The sequence below is a fragment of the Microbacterium sp. TWP3-1-2b2 genome (genome assembly GCF_049896145.1).
Lineage (GTDB): Bacteria > Actinomycetota > Actinomycetes > Actinomycetales > Microbacteriaceae > Microbacterium.
Genome location: NZ_JAFCTS010000001.1, coordinates 2,296,260 through 2,314,064 on the forward strand (window position 1 = coordinate 2,296,260; position 17,805 = coordinate 2,314,064).

Consider the following 17,805-nt stretch of genomic DNA (forward strand, 5'->3'; position numbering starts at 1 on the left):
CGCTAAAACCTCAAGTACACTTGAGGTCAAATCGAGCACGGCGAGAGGAGCCGAGATGGCGACCGAAGATGCTCCGCATCACGCACCCGACGAGCAGCTCACCATCGGCGAGATGAGCAGGCGAACAGGTGTGGCCGTCTCCGCCCTGCACTTCTACGAGAAGCTCAACCTCATCGCATCCACGCGCACATCCGGCAACCAGCGCCGGTACCCGCGTCACATGCTCAGGCGCGTCTCCCTCATCACGGTCTCCAAGAGACTCGGCATCCCGTTGGCGGACGTGCAGGAGGCGTTCGCCGACGTGCCCCTCACGGACACGCCGAGCCACGAGGACTGGCAGCGCGCCTCACGTCGATGGAAACGCGACCTGGAGCGGCGGCGAGAGGGGATCGAGCGCCTGGAGAGGGAGCTGACGGGGTGCATCGGCTGCGGCTGCCTTTCGATGAAGGCGTGCGGTCTGCTCAACCCGGACGACGCGCTCGGAAGCCAGGGCTCTGGCCCGCTGCGACTGCAGGATCTGGACGACTCCGACCGCTGACCACTCAGCCCTCGCTGCCGAGCCTTCCGGTCAGTCTGCCGTGGAACAGGCCGCTGGCGTCGTTCAGCCCGAGCAGTTGCACGGTCTTGCCGTGCTGAACATATTTGGTCTCGATCGCATCCAGCGCTGCGACGGTCGATGCATCCCAGACGTGCGAGCGCGACATGTCGATCACGATGCGCTCGGGATCGGCTGCGTACTCGAATTGCGTCGTGAGGTCGTTGCTGCTGGCGAAGAACAGTTCACCGTCGACGACGTAGTGCGCTGTGTCATCCGACACGGTGCGGGTGACGGTGACGAAGTGCGCGACGCGACGGACGAACAGGACGGATGCCACGATCACCCCGGCCACGACGCCGATGGCGAGGTTGTGCGTGACGACCACCGCCAGCACGGTGACGAGCATGACGAAGGTCTCACTCTTCGGCATCCGCTTCAATGTCGACGGACGGATGCTGTGCCAGTCGAACGCCCCGATCGCGATCATGATCATCACCGCGACGAGCGCGGCCATCGGGATCGTCGCCACGAAGTCGCCGAACACGACGACCAGCAGGAAGAGGAAGACGCCGGCGAAGAACGTCGAGATGCGCGTGCGCGCTCCGGACTTCACGTTGATCATCGTCTGGCCGATCACCGCACAGCCGCCCATTCCCCCGAAGATGCCGGAGAGCATGTTCGCTACGCCCTGCGCCCAGGCTTCGCGGGTCTTGCGGGAGTGCGTGTCAGTGATCTCGTCGACAAGTTTCGCGGTCATCAGGGATTCGAGCAGCCCGACGACAGCGACGCCGAGCGCGAACGGCGCGATGATCGTGAACGTCTCCCAGGTGAGCGGGACGTTCGGGATGAACAGCTCGGGAAGGCTGCGTGGCAGCTCGCCCTGATCGCCCACGGTCGGCACGTTGATCGCGAACACGATCACGACGGCGGTGACGAGGACCACCGACACCAGCGGTGCCGGGATGACCTTGGTGATCTTCGGCATGAAGATCATGACGAGGATGCCGAGGGCGACGAGCGGGTACACCAGCCACGGCACGTCCCACAGGTGCGGCACCTGCGAACTGAAGACGAAGATGGCGAGGGCGTTGACGAACCCGGTCATGACGCTGCGGGGGATGAAGCGCATGAGCTTCGCGACGCCGAGCACCGCCAGCAGCACCTGGAAGACACCGGCGAGCAGCACGGTCGCGATGAAGTAGTCGATGCCGTACAGGGGCGCGACCGGCGCGATGACGAGGGCAACGGCGCCGGTGGCCGCGGTGATCATCGCCGGTCGCCCGCCGAGGAACGCGATCGCCACCGCCATGATGAACGAAGAGAACAGACCGACCTTGGGATCGACTCCGGCGATCACCGAGAAGGCGATGGCCTCGGGGATCAGTGCGAGCCCCACCACGAGCCCGGCGAGCACCTCACGGGTGAGCATCCGCGGAGACTTCAGCGCGGTGAGCACGGAGGGATTCGCGCGGTAGCGGGCACGCTCGTCGATGGCAGTCACGAGAGTCCACCCTATTCCTGTCGCCGAGGCCCCTCGAGAGAAGGAGAGGCGTCGACATCCTGGCCGATCGGCTGATGCTCCGTCATGGGCTGACCGGCGACGGTGGAGACATGACCACCTTCCCCCGCACGACAGCACAGCGCCAGGCGACCTCGACCCGTGCTGCCCGCCGCCGCGATGTGCTCATCGCCGCCGGCCTGCTCGCCCTCGCACTCATCCCCTCGGCTGCCGGAGCCTTCCGCATCAGCGAGATCGTCGCCGACGCACCGACGACTGAGGCGAATGCGCGCTTCATGACGATGCCGCTGCCCGTGATCCTGCACATCATCGCGGCGTTGGTGTACTCCGGGATCGGCGCATTCCAGTTCCTGCCGGGGTTGCGCGCGCGTCGCCCCGGCTGGCATCGATTCGCAGGACGCGTTCTGCTCGTGCCCGCCGGCGTCATCGTCGCCCTGAGCGGACTCTGGATGACGGCGTTCTACGACGTTCCACCGATCGACGGCATCGCATTGCAGGTGTCGCGCTACATCGTCGGCATCCTCATGCTCGCGTTCCTCGTGCTCGGGGTCCGAGCGGTGCTTCGCCGTGACATCGACGCGCACCGTGGCTGGATGATCCGGGCTTATGCCCTGGCCTTGGGCGCAGGGACCCAGGTGCTCACCTCGGCGCCGTTCGCGCTGGCGTTCGGCACGCCCGATGAGTTCTGGCGTCTCGTGCAGATGGATGCCGGTTGGCTGATCAACATCGTCGTGGCGGAGATCATCATCCGCCGCGGACGCCGACCGCAGTCATCGGTCGCGTAGCATGCGTGGCGTGGACACCATCAGCGGAGGCGATCCGCGCGCTCCGGCGCCGTGATGCGGTGCTCGCGATCGTTCTCATCGCCATGGCCGTCGTCGAGGGATCGGTTCGCACCGATCTGGTCTGGCCGTACGCGACAGTCGGTGTCACGATCTTCCTGCTCGCCGGCCTGCCATGGCGACGCCGTCATCCGTTGATCCTCGTGCTGGCCATGTCGGTCGTGACGACCGGGTTCGCGATCGTACAGGCCGCGACCGACGTCCCGTCAGAGGGACTGGCGGTCATGTTCGCCCTTCTGCTCGTACCGTACGCGCTTCTTCGCTGGGGGACGCGTGTCGAACGCATCGCCGGATCGGCAGCCCTCGCGATCGGCGTACTCGCCTCAGCCGCGCTCGCGCCCGGCACGGCCCAGGACCGCATCATCGGGGCGATCGCCGGTGTGCTGTTCGTCGGTACCGCGTGCCTGCTCGGCGCGCTGCGGCGCGAGCGGGCGAAGTCCCGGGACCGCGAGATCGAGATGGCCAGGACGCAGGAGCGGACGTCCCTCGCTCGCGATCTGCACGACACCGTCGCCCATCACGTCTCGGCGATCGCGATCAGGGCTCAGGTCGCGACGGCTCAAGGAGCCCACGGGGCCGAGACCGCCGAGTCCCTCGCGGTGATCGAGAAAGAGGCGAGTGCAGCGCTGGAGGAGATGCGTGCGATCGTCCGCACCCTGCGCGGGCCGGCCGAGTACTCCCCCACGCGCGGACTCGAGGATGTAGCGGCGCTTGCCACGTCCGGTCCGCCGCGAGTCACGGTGCGCATCGACGTGCCGTCCGAGCTGGCCGATCTCGTCGCCGTGACGCTCTACCGCGCCGCGCAGGAGGCCGTGACCAACGCACGACGACACGCGATCGGCGTGCGCGGCATCGACGTCGACATCAGGACTGACGGCAGCGACGTGATCCTCACGGTCATCGACGACGGGCGTTCTTCGCCGCTGGGCGACGGCTTCGGCCTGCGTGGGATGACGGAACGTCTGGCGCTGCTCGGCGGAGAACTGGATGCGGGCCCCCGCGACGGCGCCGGGTGGATGCTGCGTGCACGCGTCCCACGGAGCGTGACATGATCCGCGTGCTGATCGCCGACGACCAGGACTCGGTCCGAACCGGACTGCGACTGCTGATCGAGACGCTACCCGGCATCGAGGTGATCGGTGAGGCGCCCGACGGCGCGACCGCCGTGAGACTGGCCAGACGGCTGCGCCCCGATGTGGCGCTTCTGGACATCCGAATGCCCGGAATGGACGGCATCCGCGCCACCGAGCAACTCGCCGGGCCGGACGTGGAGGATCCGATCGCCGTCGTGATCATCACGACCTTCGACCTCGACGAGTACGTGCACGGCGCGCTGCGTGCCGGCGCGAAGGGCTTCCTCCTGAAGGACGCAGGCGGCACGCTGATCGGGGAGGCGATCCGCGCCGCTGCCGATGGCGAATCGCTCGTCTCCCCGCGTGTGACCACTCGACTGCTGTCCGCCTTCGCGACGCGTCGCCCCGCCGCTGCCCCGTCCGAGCCGCTCACTGCTCGCGAGGAAGAGGTCCTCGCCCTGTTGAGCGCCGGCCTGACGAACGATGAGATCGGCGGCCGGCTGTTCGTGTCACTGGGAACCGTGAAGGCGCACATCGGTGCGATCCTGACCAAACTCGGTCTTCGCAACCGCGTCGAGGCGGCGATGTGGGCCTACGACACCGGGCGGGCTCGGCGATGAAGGCGGTGGTCTGCACCACTTACGGCCCGCCGGAAGTACTGGCTGTCCGCGATGTGCCGGATCCCGAACCGCGCCCTGGTGAGGTGCGAATCCGTGTGGTCGCGACGACGGCCCATGAGGCGTGCACGTGCGCGACACGGACCTGCTCCGCATCACTCACGAAGATCTGCAGTACCTCGCCGACCCTTTGCGTGATCCCGACGCCCCCGGCGTCAGCCGACGGTGAATGGGGCGGCGAGGAGTGCCTCAGACCGAGAAGAAGGCCCCACCAACAGCTCGAACTCCCCTGACTCGACGACGCGATCACCCGCCGCATCCACGATCGTGCAGTCCGCGACGGGCAGCTCGATCCGCACACGTGCACTCTCGCCGGGAACCAGAGGGACCTGGTGGAAGGCCTTGAGCTCCTTGTCCGCCCAGCTCACGCTGGTCACCTGGTCGCGCACGTACACCTGGAGCGTCTCGATGGTCGGTCGATCGCCCGTGTTCGTCACGGTCACGTCAGCGACGACCGTGTCGGATGCGGCGAGCGCCGTCTGTGCCAGCTGAAGTTCGCTGTACTCGACGGTCGTGTACGAGCGCCCCTCGCCGAATGCCCATGCGGGCGACTGCGTGAGGTCGGCGTAGCGGTCGCCGTGCTGTCCGCGGATCTGGTTGTAGTACGTCGGCTGTTGCCCGGCGTGCCGTGCGAATGAGATCGGCAGGCGGCCGGTCGGCTCGATCGCGCCGGTCAGCAGCTCGGCGATCGCACGCCCGCCCTGCATGCCCGGATTCGCGACCCACAGCACCGCGGCAGCCTTCGAGACGGATGCCGGAAGCACCAGCGGCTTCGACGCCAGCAGCACCACGACCACTGGCGTGCCTGTTCCGATCACGGCGTCGAGGAGCGTGTTCTGGCCCCCGATCAGTTCGAGCGTCGCAGTCGAGCGACCCTCCCCGTACAGTCCCTGTGCATCACCGACGACCGCGACGCACACATCCGCGGCTTCAGCCGCAGCGACGGCCTCGGCGATCTGCGTGGCATCAGGCGCGCACGGCTTCACGACCGGAGGGCGCGGCTGCCCGTCCGGCCATGTCGCGCCAGCGGGATCCGGTTCGAGCGTCAGGATCTCCGCACCGCGGGCGTGCACGACCTCCCAGGGCGCGATCGCGCGCACGCCGTCGAGCACCGTCGTGATCATCTCGCGCGGCTGACCGTCCAGCCAGCCGGCCTGACCCGAGCCGCCGGCCCAGTCGCCGAGCTGCTCCTGCGCGTCATCGGCGAGCGGCCCGACGACGGCGATCCGTGCGGTCGCCGCAGAAGGGGTGGCGCCACCAGGCGCAGCCGGCGACACAGGCCCACCAGGCGCAACCGGCCACAAAGGAAGAGTGCCGTCATTCTCCAGCAGCACGAGCGAGCGCCGGGTGATCTCGAGATTGAGTTCCGCGTGCTCCGCGGTCCCGACGATCTGTTCGAGGCCGTCGACAGGCGTCCGCGGATTCTCGAACAGTCCCAGCTCGAACTTCAGCGCGAGTATCCGCTCGACAGCGGTGTCGAAGGCGTCTTCGGCGAGAAGACCCTGCGCGACAGCATCCAGAGCACCCTCGAAGAAGGTGGGCGTCGACATGATCATGTCGTTGCCGGCTTTCACAGCGGCTGCCGCGGCGTGTGTGACGTCGGGCTGCACGTGCTGTTCCCACACCATGCGCCCGACGTTGTCCCAGTCGGTGATGAGCGTTCCGGTGTACCCCCACTCGCCGCGCAGCACGTCGCTGAGCAGCCAGTCGTTGAGGGTGATCGGCACGCCGTCCATGCTCTGATAGCCGAGCATGAACGACCGGCAGCCCTCGCGGGCCACGCGCTCGAACGGCGGAAGGAACCACGACCGGAGCTTTCGCCGGGAGATGTCGGCCTCGCTGGCGTCACGCCCACCCTGGGTCTCGGAGTATCCGGCGAAGTGCTTCGCCGTGGCGAGGATCGCCGTGGGATCGTCCAGCCCATCGCCCTGATAACCGCGCACCATGGCCGACGCGAGCTCGCCGAGCAGGAACGGATCCTCGCCGAACGTCTCGTTCACGCGGCCCCAGCGCAGGTCACGGGCGATGCAGAGCACGGGCGAGAACGTCCAGTGGATGCCGGTCGCCGCCACCTCGACGGCCGTCGCGCGGGCGACCTTCTCCAGCAGCGACGCGTCCCAGGACGCGGCCATCCCCAACTGCGTCGGGTAGATCGTCGCGCCGGGCCAGAACGAGTGACCGTGGATGCAGTCCTCGCCGACGAGCAGCGGAATCTGCAGGCGCGTCTGCAGCGTCAGCTCACGGGCAGCGACGATCCGCTCCGGCGAGGTGTGCAGGATCGACCCGACCATCCGTCGCAGAACATGGTCTTCGAGGTCGTCACGGGCGTCGAGCTGCAGCATCTGCCCGATCTTCTCTTCGAGGGTCATCCGCTCGAGGAGGTCGGCGACGCGCGCCGATACCGGCAGCGCAGGATCCAGATACGGGAGAGTCAGTGTCTCGGAGGTCATCACTTCTTGTTCTCTGTGGCCGGACCGGCCACCTCGGTGGTGCGCACGGCCGTGACCGCGTCGTTCACGTTCAGCCCCTTCTTCTTCATCGCGCGGGCCCGCTCACCGGCGGAGCGCAGGCGCGGGTTGACGTACTCGTCGATGCCGAAGTTGATCAGCGACAGGGCGACGCCGATCGCGGCGATGCACAGCCCTGGCGGCAGGTACCACCACCACTGGTTCTGCCCGAAGGCGCCTTGCGCCGAGGCCCAGTTCAGGATCGTGCCCCAGTTGTAGGTGGTCACGGGGATCACGCCGATGTACGACAGCGTCGTCAGCCCGAGGATCGCAGCTGTCACCGTGCCGACGAAGCTCGCGGCGATCAGCGCCATCAGGTTCGGCAGCATCTCCACAGTGATGATGCGTCGCAGCGGCTCACCGTTCGCGCGTGCGGCCTGCACGAAATCGCGGTTGCGCAGTGACATGGTCTGCGCGCGGAGCACGCGCGCGCCCCACGCCCATCCGGTGATGCCCAGCACCGCCGCGATCAGCACCAGCGGCGGATCCTCGAACATCGCCGCGACGATGATGATCAGCGGAAGTCCGGGGATCACGAGGAAGACATTGGTCAGCGCGGACAGCGCTTCGCTCTTCCAACCGGACAGGTAACCCGCGATCACTCCGATCGTGATCGCGATCACTGTCGCGATCAGCGCGGCCAGGAACCCGACGACGATGACGCCGCGGGTGCCGTGGATGACCTGGCTCAGCACATCCTCTCCGATGTGCGTCGTGCCCAGCCAGTGCGCCGCTGATGGTGGCTGGAGGCGGGCGGAGTTGTCGATCTTCGTCGGGGAGAACGGCGCCAGCACGTCAGCGAAGATCGCGACCAGCACGAAGAATCCCAGAATCGCGAGGCCGGCGATCGACTTGCGGTTGCGGAACATCGCGAACGCCGAGACGATCTTCGCCCAGAAGCTCTGCCGCGGCCCGCCGGTGCCCGACCCGCTGGTGCGGATGAGGAACGTATCGGGGGTGCTGGCCTGGCGCCGGCCGGCGGTTGCGGTCTTCTCTGTTGTTGACATGGCTCAGGCCTCCGTCTGGCGTGTGCGCGGGTCGAGGAATGCGTAGGCGACATCCGCGAGGATGTTGGCGACCAGCACTGAGAGGGTGATCACGAGGAACACACCCTGCATCAGGGCGTAGTCCTTGGCGTTGGTGGCGTCCAGCAGCAGTTTGCCCACACCGGGATAGCTGAACACCATCTCCATCACGATCGTGCCGCCGACGATGAAGCCGATCGACAGCGCGAAGCTCTGGATCTGCGGCAGAACGGCGTTGCGAGCGGCGTACCGCCACAGCACGCGCTGGTTCGGCATGCCCTTCGCCTGCGCCACGGTGATGTAGTCCTCGTCGAGGACGGTGAGCATCATGTTGCGCATGCCGAGCATCCAGCCGCCCAGTGATGCGATGACGATCGTGACTGCGGGGAGTGTGCCGTGGTGGATGACCTGGCCGACGAACTCGAAGTTCCACCCCGGCACCATCCCGACTCCGTATGCCTTGCCGATGGGGAACCAGCCGAGGTTGACCGAGAAGACGGCGATCGCGAGCAGACCCAGCCAGAAGTAGGGGATCGTGCTGAGGAAGGTGGTGACCGGGATGAGCGCCTCGAGACGGCTCCCCCGTCGCCACCCGATGACGGCGCCGCCGATGGTGCCGATCGCGAACGACACGATGGTCGCGAATCCGACCAGCCCCACGGTCCATGGCAGCGCCTGCCCGACCACCTCTGTGACGGGGCGAAGGCCATGGAGCAGGGAGACGCCGAGATCCCCCTGCAGCAGCAGACCCCAGTAGTCGAGGTACTGCTGGAAGAGCGACTTGTCGGTGTCCAGCCCCAGAAGCGCACGCAGAGCATCTGCCGCCTCCGGCGACACGTTGCGGTTGCGCGCGAGGTACTGGCTGACCGCGTCGCCCTTCATCATCCGTGGGAGGAAGAAGTTGATGGTGAGTGCGGCCCACAGCGTGAAGAGGTAGAACGCGGCCCGGCCGCCGAGGAAGCGCCACGGGATGCGAGAGCGACCGGAGACGGCCTTCGTCGCCGTGGTGCCGATCTCGATCGCGTCGATCTCCGGCCGATCGTCGGTGACGGGCAGTTGTGGTTCAACGGCGGTCATCATTCGCCTCCGAGGTTGCGAGTCGTCGATGCGAAGTGCCGCTCAGGATCGGGGGATGCTGCGCGGAGCTCCTGCGTGTAGGGATCCTGTGGTCTGAGGATGACGTCGTCGGCAGGACCGTGCTCGACGATCCGCCCCTGGTTGAGAACCATGATCTCGTCGCTGAAATGACGGGCAGTGGCCAGATCGTGCGTGATGTACAGCACGCCGAGTCCCTCTTCGCGCTGCAGGTCGGAGAGAAGGTTCAGCACGCCGAGCCGGATGGAGACGTCGAGCATCGAGACCGGTTCGTCCGCGACGAGGATCGCGGGTCGCGAAGCCAGCGCCCTGGCGATCGCGACGCGCTGCCGCTGTCCGCCGGACAGTTCGTGCGGTCGACGATCGATCACGGCATCCGGGATCAACCGCACCCGCTCGAGGAGCCGGCGCACTTCCGCCTCGGTCTCCCCCTTCGGCACCACGGAGTCCAGACGCAGCGGGCGCTCGAGGTGGTAGCGGATCGAGTGGTACGGGTTCAGTGAGGCGAACGGGTCCTGGAAGACCATGCGCAGTTGCTGCCGATAGGTCCGCAGCCCTCGCCCTCGGCGCGGGATGGGCCTGTCATCGAGCAGCACCTCACCGCTGGTCGGCGTCTCCAGCTGCGTCAGGATCTTCGCGATCGTCGACTTGCCGCTGCCGGACTGACCGACCAGGCCGATCGTCTGCCCCGACCGCAGGATGAAGCTCACGTCGTCGAGAGCGGTGAGCTGACCGGCTCCGCGGACGTTGTAGGTCTTGGTGACGTGGCGCATCTCGAGGACGGTCATCGCACCACCACCCCCTTCTCGCCGGTGAGGCGTGGGAACGAAGACAGGAGCGTCTTGGTGTATTCGTCCTGCGGGGAATTCCAGATCCTCTCCGCCGTGTCGAGTTCGACGATCTCCCCCTCTCGCATGATCGCGATGCGATCACTGATCTCCAGCAGCAGAGGAAGGTCGTGCGTGATGAAGATCACCGAGAAGCCGAACTCCGCTCGCAACTGCGAGATCTGGCGGAGGATCTCGCGCTGCACGAGCACGTCCAGCGCCGTCGTCGGCTCGTCCATCACCATCAGCTGCGGTCGCAGGGCCAACGCCATCGCGATCATCACGCGCTGACGCATGCCCCCTGACAGCTCGTGCGGGAACGAGCGGGCGCGCTGCGCGCCGACCTTGACGATCTCGAGAAGTTCGTCGACGGCCTCACGCCGCTGCTTCGTCCTCATGCCCGGGCGGTGCACCTCGAACACGTCCTCGAGCTGTGCACCGATGGTGGCGACGGGGTTGAGCGCGTTCATGGCGCCCTGGAAGACCATCGAGACCTTGTCCCAACGGAACCTGCGCATCTGCTCCGGTTCAAGGGTGCCCACGTCGATGTGCTCGCCGTCGGCGTCATGGAAGACGACGGAGCCGCTCGTGATCACCGCGGGGGCCTTGAGCAGACGCTGCACGCCGTACGCGAGCGTGGTCTTGCCGCAGCCGCTCTCTCCGGCAAGGCCGAGGATCTCGCCTCGCTGCAATTCGAGGGTGACGTTCTTCACCGCCGCGACGGGCGGGTCGACGTCGTACACGACCGAGAAGTCGCGCACGGACAGCAGGGGGTCTGGCATGGGTATCGCTTTCGTGCGGGGACGGATGCTGGGCAGGATGCTGCTGAGCCCGTCGAAGTGTCCGGCACCTCGACGGGCTCAGCATCCGCTTTCTTACTTGGACGTCAGCTTCGTCAGAACCTGCACGATGCCCGGCTGGGTCGGGTCACCCGAGGCGTACTGGTCCTCCTCGGACGGCCACCCGACGTAGTTGCGGGTGTTGAACTCGCCCAGCAGCGGGTGCGCGCCGAGCGGGATCGCGGGCACGTTCTCGGCGAACGCCGTCTGCAGCACTGCCGACGCCGCCGCGCGGTCTTCATCGGACGATGCGTTGGCATAGGTGTTCAGCGCCTCGGTCACAGCGGGGTCCTCGAACCGGCCGAAGTTGAACTGCGCCTTGTCATCGACGATCCACTTCGGATCCATGGTCGACGTGTAGAGACCGTAGACGTTACCGGTGTCCTCGAGCCAGTGGATGATCGCCTGGAAAGTGCCCTCCTGGCGGGCGGCGTCCCAGCCACCCCAGTCGGGCTGGTCGACCTTGACCTCGATGCCCAGAGCCTCGTCGAGCTCTTCCGCGATCAGTGCCTGCTCGGTGTTCCAGTCGCTCCACCCGGCTGGTACCGAGATAGAGAACGACACTGCTTCGCCGTCGGGGTCGATGAGCTTGTCGCTCTCCCAGGTGTAGCTGGCGTCGGTGAGGATCTCCTTGGCCTTGTCGACGTCGACCTCGTAGGCCTGGTCCTTGTACTCGGGGAGGATCTCGTCTTCGAGAAGCGTGCCAAGGCCGGTGACGTTCCAGACCGGGTCGCTCGCGCCTTCACGGGCGATGTCGACGTATGCCTCGCGGTCGATCGTCCAGGCCAGGGCTTCGCGCAGCGCGGGGTTGTTGAACGGCTTGGTCTGCAGGTTGAAGAACAGAGTTCCGGCGCCTGCAGTGGGCGAGACGAGGAACTGGTTGTCCTCATCGGCGGAGAGGTAGCTCTCCTCGATCTGCGGAATGAACGCCTGGGCCCAGTCGGCCTCGCCCGATGCGAGCGCCGTCGTGAGGGCGGCGTTGTCGCCGTAGGAGACGTAGTGCAGCTCGGGAACGGCGAGTTCGCCGCCCCAGTAGTCCTCGTTCGCCGTCAACGTGACCGATTCTGTGGTCCAGCTCGAGAGCGTGTACGGTCCTGTGCCGACGGCGAGGCCGTCTTCGGTGAGAGGGTCGGTGTTGGGGTCTTCGATGTTCTCCCAGATGTGCTTCGGCACGATCGGGGTGTGCAGCACGCGCGACTGAGCGGTGTACTTCGAGTCGGCGAACTTCAGGGTGATCTTGTCGCCGTCGACTGTCGCGCCCTCGTACTTCAGTCCAGACGAGTCGGTGAGCTTGCCGTTGAGGAACTGATCGAACGTGAACACGATGTCATCGCCGGTGAACGGCTCGCCATCGCTCCAGTTGACGCCACTGCGCGGGACGACCGTGAGCTCGGTGTAGTCGTCGTTCCATTCGACCGACTCGGCCAGCCACGGGGTGGTGGCGAGGTCACCGGTCGGGTTCACGAGCGCGAGAGGCTCGAAGATGACCTTGGCGTAGCCGTACTTCGATGCGGAGGAGTCGCCGAGGTACGGGTTGTGCGACTCTGTGGTGATCGCGCCGTCGGGCTTGGCGATCGTGAGTGCGGCGGTCGATGCGCCGGAGTCTCCGCCGCCGTCATCTGCGGCGGGCGAGCATCCGGCGAGCACGCCGATGCTGAGGGTCGCGATCGCGCCGATCGCGATCAGAGATCTGCTGAGCTTCATTGCTTCTCCTAGGACACGGGTCATTGTGCAGGTGTGGCACGCGTCGGTGTGACGCTTTAGCTTACTCATGAGAAAGTAAACTGAGGCGAGGTTACCGACAAGTAAGTAAGCTTGCAAGTACGGGATACCAGACCGTTACACTCACCTCGAAGGGGGGATGCTGTGGCCATAGATGGTTCGACACGCACGCGCCCTGCCACCAGGCAGAAGCGCACTGACATCCTGGAAGCAGCGGTCGAGATCTTCGGCAACAAGGGATCGACCAACGGCACGCTCGCGGATGTCGCCGAGCAGGTCGGGATGACGCACGCCGGCGTGCTGCATCACTTCGGCTCGAAGCAGAAGCTGCTGCTCGAGGTGCTCGCCTACCGCGATCAGGCCGACGTCGCCGAGCTGGTCGAGAAGCACATCCCTGGCGGCCCCGAACTCTTCCTCCACCTGGTGCGCACGGCGTTCGCGAATGAGCGGCGCCCTGGCATCGTGCAGGCGTACACCGTGCTCTCGAATGAATCCGTGACCGATGACCACCCGGCACGTGACTTCTTCGAGGAGCGCTACACGACCCTTCGCCGCGAGGTGTCAGAGGCGTTTCACGCGCTGTGCGCGCAGGAGGGCGTGACCGAGCCCGACACGGTCGCCGCGGCATCCGCCAGCATCCTCGCCGTCATGGACGGCCTGCAGCTGCAATGGCTGCTGCATCCGGAGATCGTCGAGCTCGGCGAGTCCAGCGAATTCGCGATCCGCGCGATCGTGGGCGCGGTGCTGCAACCGCCGCCCGAACTCGGGAGTTACGTGCGCGAGGACTGACACTAGGCTCAGCCCATGAGCATCGACCTCGAAGCGCTGTACATCGACCTCCATCAGCACCCCGAACTCTCGTTCCAGGAGACGCGCACGGCGGGCATCGCCGCCCAGCACCTGCGCGATCTCGGACTCGAGGTCGAAGAGGGAATCGGCATCACCGGCGTCATCGGGGTTCTGCGCAACGGTCAGGGCCCGACCGTATGGGCGCGCGCCGACATGGACGCACTCCCGGTCGAAGAGCAGACCGGCCTGGCGTATGCGAGCACGACGACCGGCGTCGACCCGGCCGGCCACACGGTTCCTGTGATGCACGCGTGCGGGCACGACATGCATGTCACCGCGATGATCGGTGCCGTCGAACGGCTCGTCGCCGAGCAGGCGGAATGGTCAGGAACACTCGTGGTCATCATCCAGCCGGCCGAGGAGTACGGTGCGGGCGCCAGGGCGATGCTGGATGCCGGGATCCTCGACCGCTATCCGAAGCCCGACATCGTGCTCGGCCAGCATGTCACCCCCTTCGCCGCGGGTGTCATCGGCGTGCGCAGCGGCACTCAGATGGCGGCATCCGACGGCCTCACGGTCACCCTGCACGGCCGCGGCGGGCACGGTTCGAGGCCGCACACGACCGTCGACCCTGTGGTGATGGCGGCTGCCACCGTGATGCGCCTGCAGACGATCGCCTCTCGCGAGACCGACCCGCAGGACGTCGCCGTCGTCACCGTCGGCTCGATCCACGCCGGTCTGAAGAACAACATCATCCCCGCCGAGGCGACGCTCGAACTCAGCCTGCGCTACCCGAACGACGAGGCCCGTGCGAACGTGCTCGCGAGCGTGGAGCGGATCGTCCGGGCCGAGGCCCTGGCGTCGGGCGCGGAGCGAGAACCCGAGATCCGAACCGACCACACCCTGCCGCCCACCATCAATGACGAGGATGCCGTGGCGCGGGTCACGACCGCGTTTCAGCGCGCCCTCGGAGAAGCCAGCGTCATCGATCCGGGGATGATCACCGGCAGCGAGGACGTCTCATGGTTCGCGCGTGATGCCGGCGCACCTCTGGTCTTCTGGTTCTGGGGCGGTGTAGACCCCGCGACGTTCGCGGCGGCTGTCGCAGGCGGCACGGTCGCCCACGACATCCCCACCAACCACTCGCCGCTGTTCGCGCCGGAGATCCACCCCACGATCGAGGTCGGGGTCACCGCGATGGCGACGGCGGTCCGCGAGTTCCTGGACTGACGCGACCGCTCGGCCCGCGTCGAATGCTTCGACCGACGCGGGGCGGCGTGCATCGACCAGCGCGGCGCATTGGCCCGCATAACTCCGGAGAATCTGCCGTACCGACGCCCGGCACCGCCCGGATCATGCCGAACGGCGGAAAACCTCCGGAGTTGTGCCGGTCAGACCTCGACGATGCGCGGCGGGGGCGGCGGATCCAACTGACGCTGCGGCACGCCGTGCGCCTCGCGGTGCAGCCGCTCCATACGCGAGTCGAGCTCGGCGGCCGCGTCCGCCGCATCCGACAGGCTCTCGACGAGGTGCGATGGCACCTGGTTGGAGAACTTGTAATAGATCTTGTGCTCCAGGCTCGCCCAGAAGTCCATCGCTATGGTGCGGAACTGCACCTCGACCGGCACAAGGAGGGGCCCGGTCGACAGGAACACCGGCACCTCGATGATGACGTGCAAGCTCTTGTAGCCGTTGGGCTTCGGGGTCTTGATGTAGTCCTTCACCGCGCGAACAGTGACGTCGTCCTGCTGCGTGAGTAGGTCGAACAGCTGATACACGTCAGCGACGAAGCTGCACGTCACGCGGACTCCGGCGATGTCCGTGATCTCCTCACGGATGCGCTCGAAGTCGGGCTCCTCGATCCCCTTGCGGGCGATCTTCTCGACGATGCTGTCCGGCGTCTTGATCCGGCTCTTCACGTGCTCGATCGGGTTGTACGCGTGATCATGCAGGAACTCGTCCCGCAGGATCGAGATCTTCGTCTCGACCTCACGCATCCCGAATTCGTACTCGCGCAAGAACTTCTGGAATTCGTCACGGAGTTCCCGCGTCTGGCGAATGTCGTCTTCGCTGACCTGAATGGTCGTCATGGATTCGACGTTACGGGAGCGTGATCAGAACGCGCTGTGCGTTTCGCTGTGGGCGGATGCCGTCGGCGTGAGGATTCCGTATGGGCGTCGCCGACGGCCGTAGGGATTTCGTAAGGATCCCGTGAGGATGCCGCGGATCGGCGTAGTGTCACGCCTCGTGGCAGAAGAAACCCGAGCGCTACCGGACACCCCGCCGCTCGCCAAACGCATCCTCCTCGGCGACCCGCTCACCTCGAAGCAGGTCGACGATCAGTTGCTGCCCAAGCGGATGGCGCTGCCGATCTTCGCATCGGATGCACTGAGCTCGGTGGCCTACGCGCCGCAGGAGCTCGTGATGATCCTGCTGATCGGCGGACTCACCTTCCTGTCGTTCACGCCGCTGGTCGCCGCTGCGGTCATCGTGCTGCTGATCGTCGTCGTGCTCAGCTACCGGCAACTCATCAAGGCGTACCCGTCCGGCGGAGGCGACTACGAGGTCGCGTCGAAGAACCTCGGCGAGATCCCTGGCGTGGTGGTCGCGGCAGCCTTGCTGGTCGACTACGTGCTCACGGTCGCGGTTTCGGTGGCATCCGGAGTCGACAACATCATCTCCGCCGTACCCGGCTTGAACGCCTGGCGAGTCGAGTTGGCCGTCGGGTTCGTCGTCCTGATCATCATCGTCAACCTGCGGGGCGTCCGTGAGGCGTCGACCGTGTTCGCGATCCCGACCTACGTGTTCATCGCATCCGTCGGCTTCATGATCATCACCGGTCTCATCCAGACGTTCCTCGGCAACGCACCGGTGGCCTCGAGCGCCGAGTTCGCGGTGCACTCCGAAGATCTCAGCCAGGCCGCCGTCATCCTCTTGGTGCTGCGTGCGTTCTCCAGCGGATGCTCCGCCCTCACGGGCGTCGAGGCCGTCTCCAACGGTGTGCCCGCGTTCCGCATCCCTAAGGTGCGCAACGCGCAGGCGACGCTCGTACTGATGGGTTCCATCGCCATCTGCCTCTTCGCCGGTCTCACTGCGCTCGCCCTCATCACCGGCGTGCATTACGCCGAGAACCCCTGCGATCTCGTCGGCTTCGACTGCACGAACCCGCAACCGAGTCTGATGGCGCAGATCGCGGCGGCGACGTTCGGCGGCGGCAGCATCCTGTTCTTCATCGTGCAGGCGGCCACGGCCTGTGTACTGCTGCTCGCCGCGAACACCGCCTTCAACGGGTTCCCGCTGCTCGGCTCCGTCCTGGCTCGCGACGGCTACGCACCTAAGGCCCTGAACACGCGCGGCGACCGGCTGGTCTTCTCGAACGGGATGATCCTGCTGGGGATCGCTGCGATCGCCGTTCTCGTGGTGTTCCAGGCGCGGCTGACGACGCTCATCCAGCTTTACATCATCGGGGTCTTCGTGTCGTTCTCGCTCGGCCAGATCGGGATGGTGCGCCACTGGCGGCGGATATTGCGGACCACGCAGCCAGGGGAGGGCGACGCGGCGGTCACGGTCGACGATGCGGCAGCATCTGATCGACGGTCGGCGCGGATCGGCCTGATCATCAACTCGGCCGGCGCCACCCTGACGATCCTGGTGCTCCTCATCGTGACCATCACGAAGTTCACGCACGGGGCGTATCTGGTGTTCTTCGCCATCCCGATCCTCGCCTTCCTGATGATGGGTGTGAAGCGCTACTACCGCGATGTCGAACACGAGATCGCGATCGACGACACGACCCACTTCGGTGCGAGCGGAGACGTGGCCCTCGTGCTGGTCAGCAAGCTGCAGAAGCCGGTCATCAAGGCCATTGACTACGCGATCGCGGCGAAGCACGGAAAGACGCTCGCGGTGCACATCGCGGTCTCGGAGGACGACGCCGAGCGATTGCAACAGGAATGGGCGGAGCATCGCATCCCCATCCCGCTGATCATCGTCGAGTCGCCGTTCCGCTCGTTCGCGCAGCCGGTCGCTCAGTTCATCACGCAGTACCGCGAAAAGCACGGTTCTTCGGTGGTGACGGTCTATCTGCCGCAGTACATCGTGGGCCACTGGTGGGAGAGTTTCCTGCACAACCGCCGCGCGCGCCGCATGGCGAACCAGCTCATGCTCGTGCACGGAGTGTCGATCACGCTCGTGCCGTGGTTGCTGGATTCGTCCGAGCTGATCTACGGACGCCGCTCACGACCGATTCCCGGGCAGGAGCGCGCGGGCCGTCCGGTGCTCACCGCCACCACCGGCCGCCGGGCGCACCGGCCCGCCGGACCGCCGACGGACGACTGAGCGCGGTCTCGCCC

15 protein-coding genes are annotated in these 17,805 nt (G+C 66.5%); 7 read left to right on the forward strand and 8 right to left on the reverse strand.

Going from position 1 to position 17,805, the window contains the following annotated elements; all coding sequences use genetic code 11:
* Positions 1-55: 55 nt before the first annotated feature.
* Positions 56-538 (forward strand): redox-sensitive transcriptional activator SoxR, encoded by a 483-nt coding sequence (gene soxR / locus ACP7AR_RS11305; protein ID WP_426185739.1) that lies wholly within the window; start codon positions 56-58, stop codon positions 536-538.
* Positions 539-542: 4 nt separating this feature from the next.
* Here the strand turns inward: soxR and ACP7AR_RS11310 are convergent, their stop codons facing one another.
* Complete coding sequence (locus ACP7AR_RS11310; protein ID WP_426185741.1) at positions 543-2,039, reverse strand: SulP family inorganic anion transporter; 1,497 nt, start codon at positions 2,037-2,039, stop codon at positions 543-545.
* Positions 2,040-2,149: 110 nt separating this feature from the next.
* On the opposite strand from ACP7AR_RS11310, the gene ACP7AR_RS11315 reads away from it, so the two are divergent.
* From ACP7AR_RS11315 to ACP7AR_RS11325, 3 genes are read left to right on the forward strand one after another with little or no spacing between them, the layout of a single operon-like run.
* Complete coding sequence (locus ACP7AR_RS11315; protein WP_426185743.1) at positions 2,150-2,842, forward strand: DUF2306 domain-containing protein; 693 nt, start codon at positions 2,150-2,152, stop codon at positions 2,840-2,842.
* Between the two features lie 5 nt (positions 2,843-2,847).
* Entirely contained in the window at positions 2,848-3,951 is a 1,104-nt protein-coding gene (locus ACP7AR_RS11320) for a sensor histidine kinase (protein WP_426185745.1), read from the forward strand.
* On the forward strand, positions 3,948-4,592 hold the full coding sequence (locus ACP7AR_RS11325; protein WP_426185747.1) for a response regulator: 645 nt from the start codon (positions 3,948-3,950) through the stop codon (positions 4,590-4,592). The genes ACP7AR_RS11320 and ACP7AR_RS11325 overlap by 4 nt, the downstream gene beginning before the upstream one ends.
* Positions 4,593-4,804: 212 nt before the next feature.
* Here the strand turns inward: ACP7AR_RS11325 and ACP7AR_RS11330 are convergent, their stop codons facing one another.
* The 6 genes from ACP7AR_RS11330 to ACP7AR_RS11355 form a co-directional block, all read right to left on the reverse strand.
* Positions 4,805-7,099: a glycoside hydrolase family 3 N-terminal domain-containing protein gene (locus ACP7AR_RS11330; RefSeq protein ID WP_426185749.1), complete on the reverse strand. Its 2,295-nt coding sequence runs from the start codon at positions 7,097-7,099 to the stop codon at positions 4,805-4,807.
* The gene (locus ACP7AR_RS11335; protein WP_426185751.1) at positions 7,099-8,163 is read right to left on the reverse strand and encodes an ABC transporter permease; all 1,065 of its coding nucleotides are present in this window, start codon (positions 8,161-8,163) and stop codon (positions 7,099-7,101) included. The genes ACP7AR_RS11330 and ACP7AR_RS11335 overlap by 1 nt, the downstream gene beginning before the upstream one ends.
* 3 nt (positions 8,164-8,166) lie before the next feature.
* The gene (locus ACP7AR_RS11340; RefSeq protein ID WP_426185753.1) at positions 8,167-9,258 is read right to left on the reverse strand and encodes an ABC transporter permease; all 1,092 of its coding nucleotides are present in this window, start codon (positions 9,256-9,258) and stop codon (positions 8,167-8,169) included.
* Positions 9,258-10,064 (reverse strand): ABC transporter ATP-binding protein, encoded by an 807-nt coding sequence (locus ACP7AR_RS11345; RefSeq protein WP_426185755.1) that lies wholly within the window; start codon positions 10,062-10,064, stop codon positions 9,258-9,260. The genes ACP7AR_RS11340 and ACP7AR_RS11345 overlap by 1 nt, the downstream gene beginning before the upstream one ends.
* Positions 10,061-10,885, reverse strand: a complete 825-nt coding sequence (locus ACP7AR_RS11350; protein WP_426185757.1) for an ABC transporter ATP-binding protein — start codon at positions 10,883-10,885, stop codon at positions 10,061-10,063. Before ACP7AR_RS11350 ends, ACP7AR_RS11345 begins: the two co-directional genes overlap by 4 nt.
* A 93-nt stretch (positions 10,886-10,978) precedes the next feature.
* On the reverse strand, positions 10,979-12,646 hold the full coding sequence (locus ACP7AR_RS11355) for an ABC transporter substrate-binding protein (RefSeq protein WP_426185759.1): 1,668 nt from the start codon (positions 12,644-12,646) through the stop codon (positions 10,979-10,981).
* 162 nt (positions 12,647-12,808) lie between these two features.
* On the opposite strand from ACP7AR_RS11355, the gene ACP7AR_RS11360 reads away from it, so the two are divergent.
* Together ACP7AR_RS11360 and ACP7AR_RS11365 are read left to right on the forward strand one after the other, a co-directional pair.
* On the forward strand, positions 12,809-13,453 hold the full coding sequence (locus ACP7AR_RS11360; RefSeq protein WP_426185761.1) for a TetR/AcrR family transcriptional regulator: 645 nt from the start codon (positions 12,809-12,811) through the stop codon (positions 13,451-13,453).
* Positions 13,454-13,468: 15 nt separating this feature from the next.
* Positions 13,469-14,683 carry an amidohydrolase gene (locus ACP7AR_RS11365; RefSeq protein ID WP_426185763.1) on the forward strand — a complete coding sequence of 405 codons (1,215 nt, stop codon included), beginning with the start codon at positions 13,469-13,471 and terminating at the stop codon, positions 14,681-14,683.
* A 161-nt stretch (positions 14,684-14,844) separates the two neighbouring features.
* On the opposite strand, the gene ACP7AR_RS11370 is transcribed toward ACP7AR_RS11365, so the two are convergent.
* Positions 14,845-15,543, reverse strand: a complete 699-nt coding sequence (locus ACP7AR_RS11370) for a GTP pyrophosphokinase (RefSeq protein WP_426185765.1) — start codon at positions 15,541-15,543, stop codon at positions 14,845-14,847.
* 157 nt (positions 15,544-15,700) lie between these two features.
* Here ACP7AR_RS11370 and ACP7AR_RS11375 point away from each other — a divergent pair, with 157 nt between their 5' ends.
* Entirely contained in the window at positions 15,701-17,791 is a 2,091-nt protein-coding gene (locus tag ACP7AR_RS11375) for an APC family permease (protein WP_426185767.1), read from the forward strand.
* Positions 17,792-17,805 lie beyond the last annotated feature (14 nt).

Excerpts from the sequence above, each read along its gene's own strand:
- soxR (WP_426185739.1), top strand. The coding sequence starts at position 56 with ATGGCGACCGAAGATGCTCCGCATCACGCACCCGACGAGCAGCTCACC.
- ACP7AR_RS11315 (WP_426185743.1), top strand. The coding sequence starts at position 2,150 with ATGACCACCTTCCCCCGCACGACAGCACAGCGCCAGGCGACCTCGACC.
- ACP7AR_RS11325 (WP_426185747.1), top strand. The coding sequence starts at position 3,948 with ATGATCCGCGTGCTGATCGCCGACGACCAGGACTCGGTCCGAACCGGA.
- ACP7AR_RS11330 (WP_426185749.1), bottom strand. The coding sequence starts at position 7,099 with ATGACCTCCGAGACACTGACTCTCCCGTATCTGGATCCTGCGCTGCCG.
- ACP7AR_RS11335 (WP_426185751.1), bottom strand. The coding sequence starts at position 8,163 with ATGTCAACAACAGAGAAGACCGCAACCGCCGGCCGGCGCCAGGCCAGC.
- ACP7AR_RS11340 (WP_426185753.1), bottom strand. The coding sequence starts at position 9,258 with ATGACCGCCGTTGAACCACAACTGCCCGTCACCGACGATCGGCCGGAG.
- ACP7AR_RS11345 (WP_426185755.1), bottom strand. The coding sequence starts at position 10,064 with ATGACCGTCCTCGAGATGCGCCACGTCACCAAGACCTACAACGTCCGC.
- ACP7AR_RS11350 (WP_426185757.1), bottom strand. The coding sequence starts at position 10,885 with ATGCCAGACCCCCTGCTGTCCGTGCGCGACTTCTCGGTCGTGTACGAC.
- ACP7AR_RS11355 (WP_426185759.1), bottom strand. The coding sequence starts at position 12,646 with ATGAAGCTCAGCAGATCTCTGATCGCGATCGGCGCGATCGCGACCCTC.
- ACP7AR_RS11365 (WP_426185763.1), top strand. The coding sequence starts at position 13,469 with ATGAGCATCGACCTCGAAGCGCTGTACATCGACCTCCATCAGCACCCC.
- ACP7AR_RS11370 (WP_426185765.1), bottom strand. The coding sequence starts at position 15,543 with ATGACGACCATTCAGGTCAGCGAAGACGACATTCGCCAGACGCGGGAA.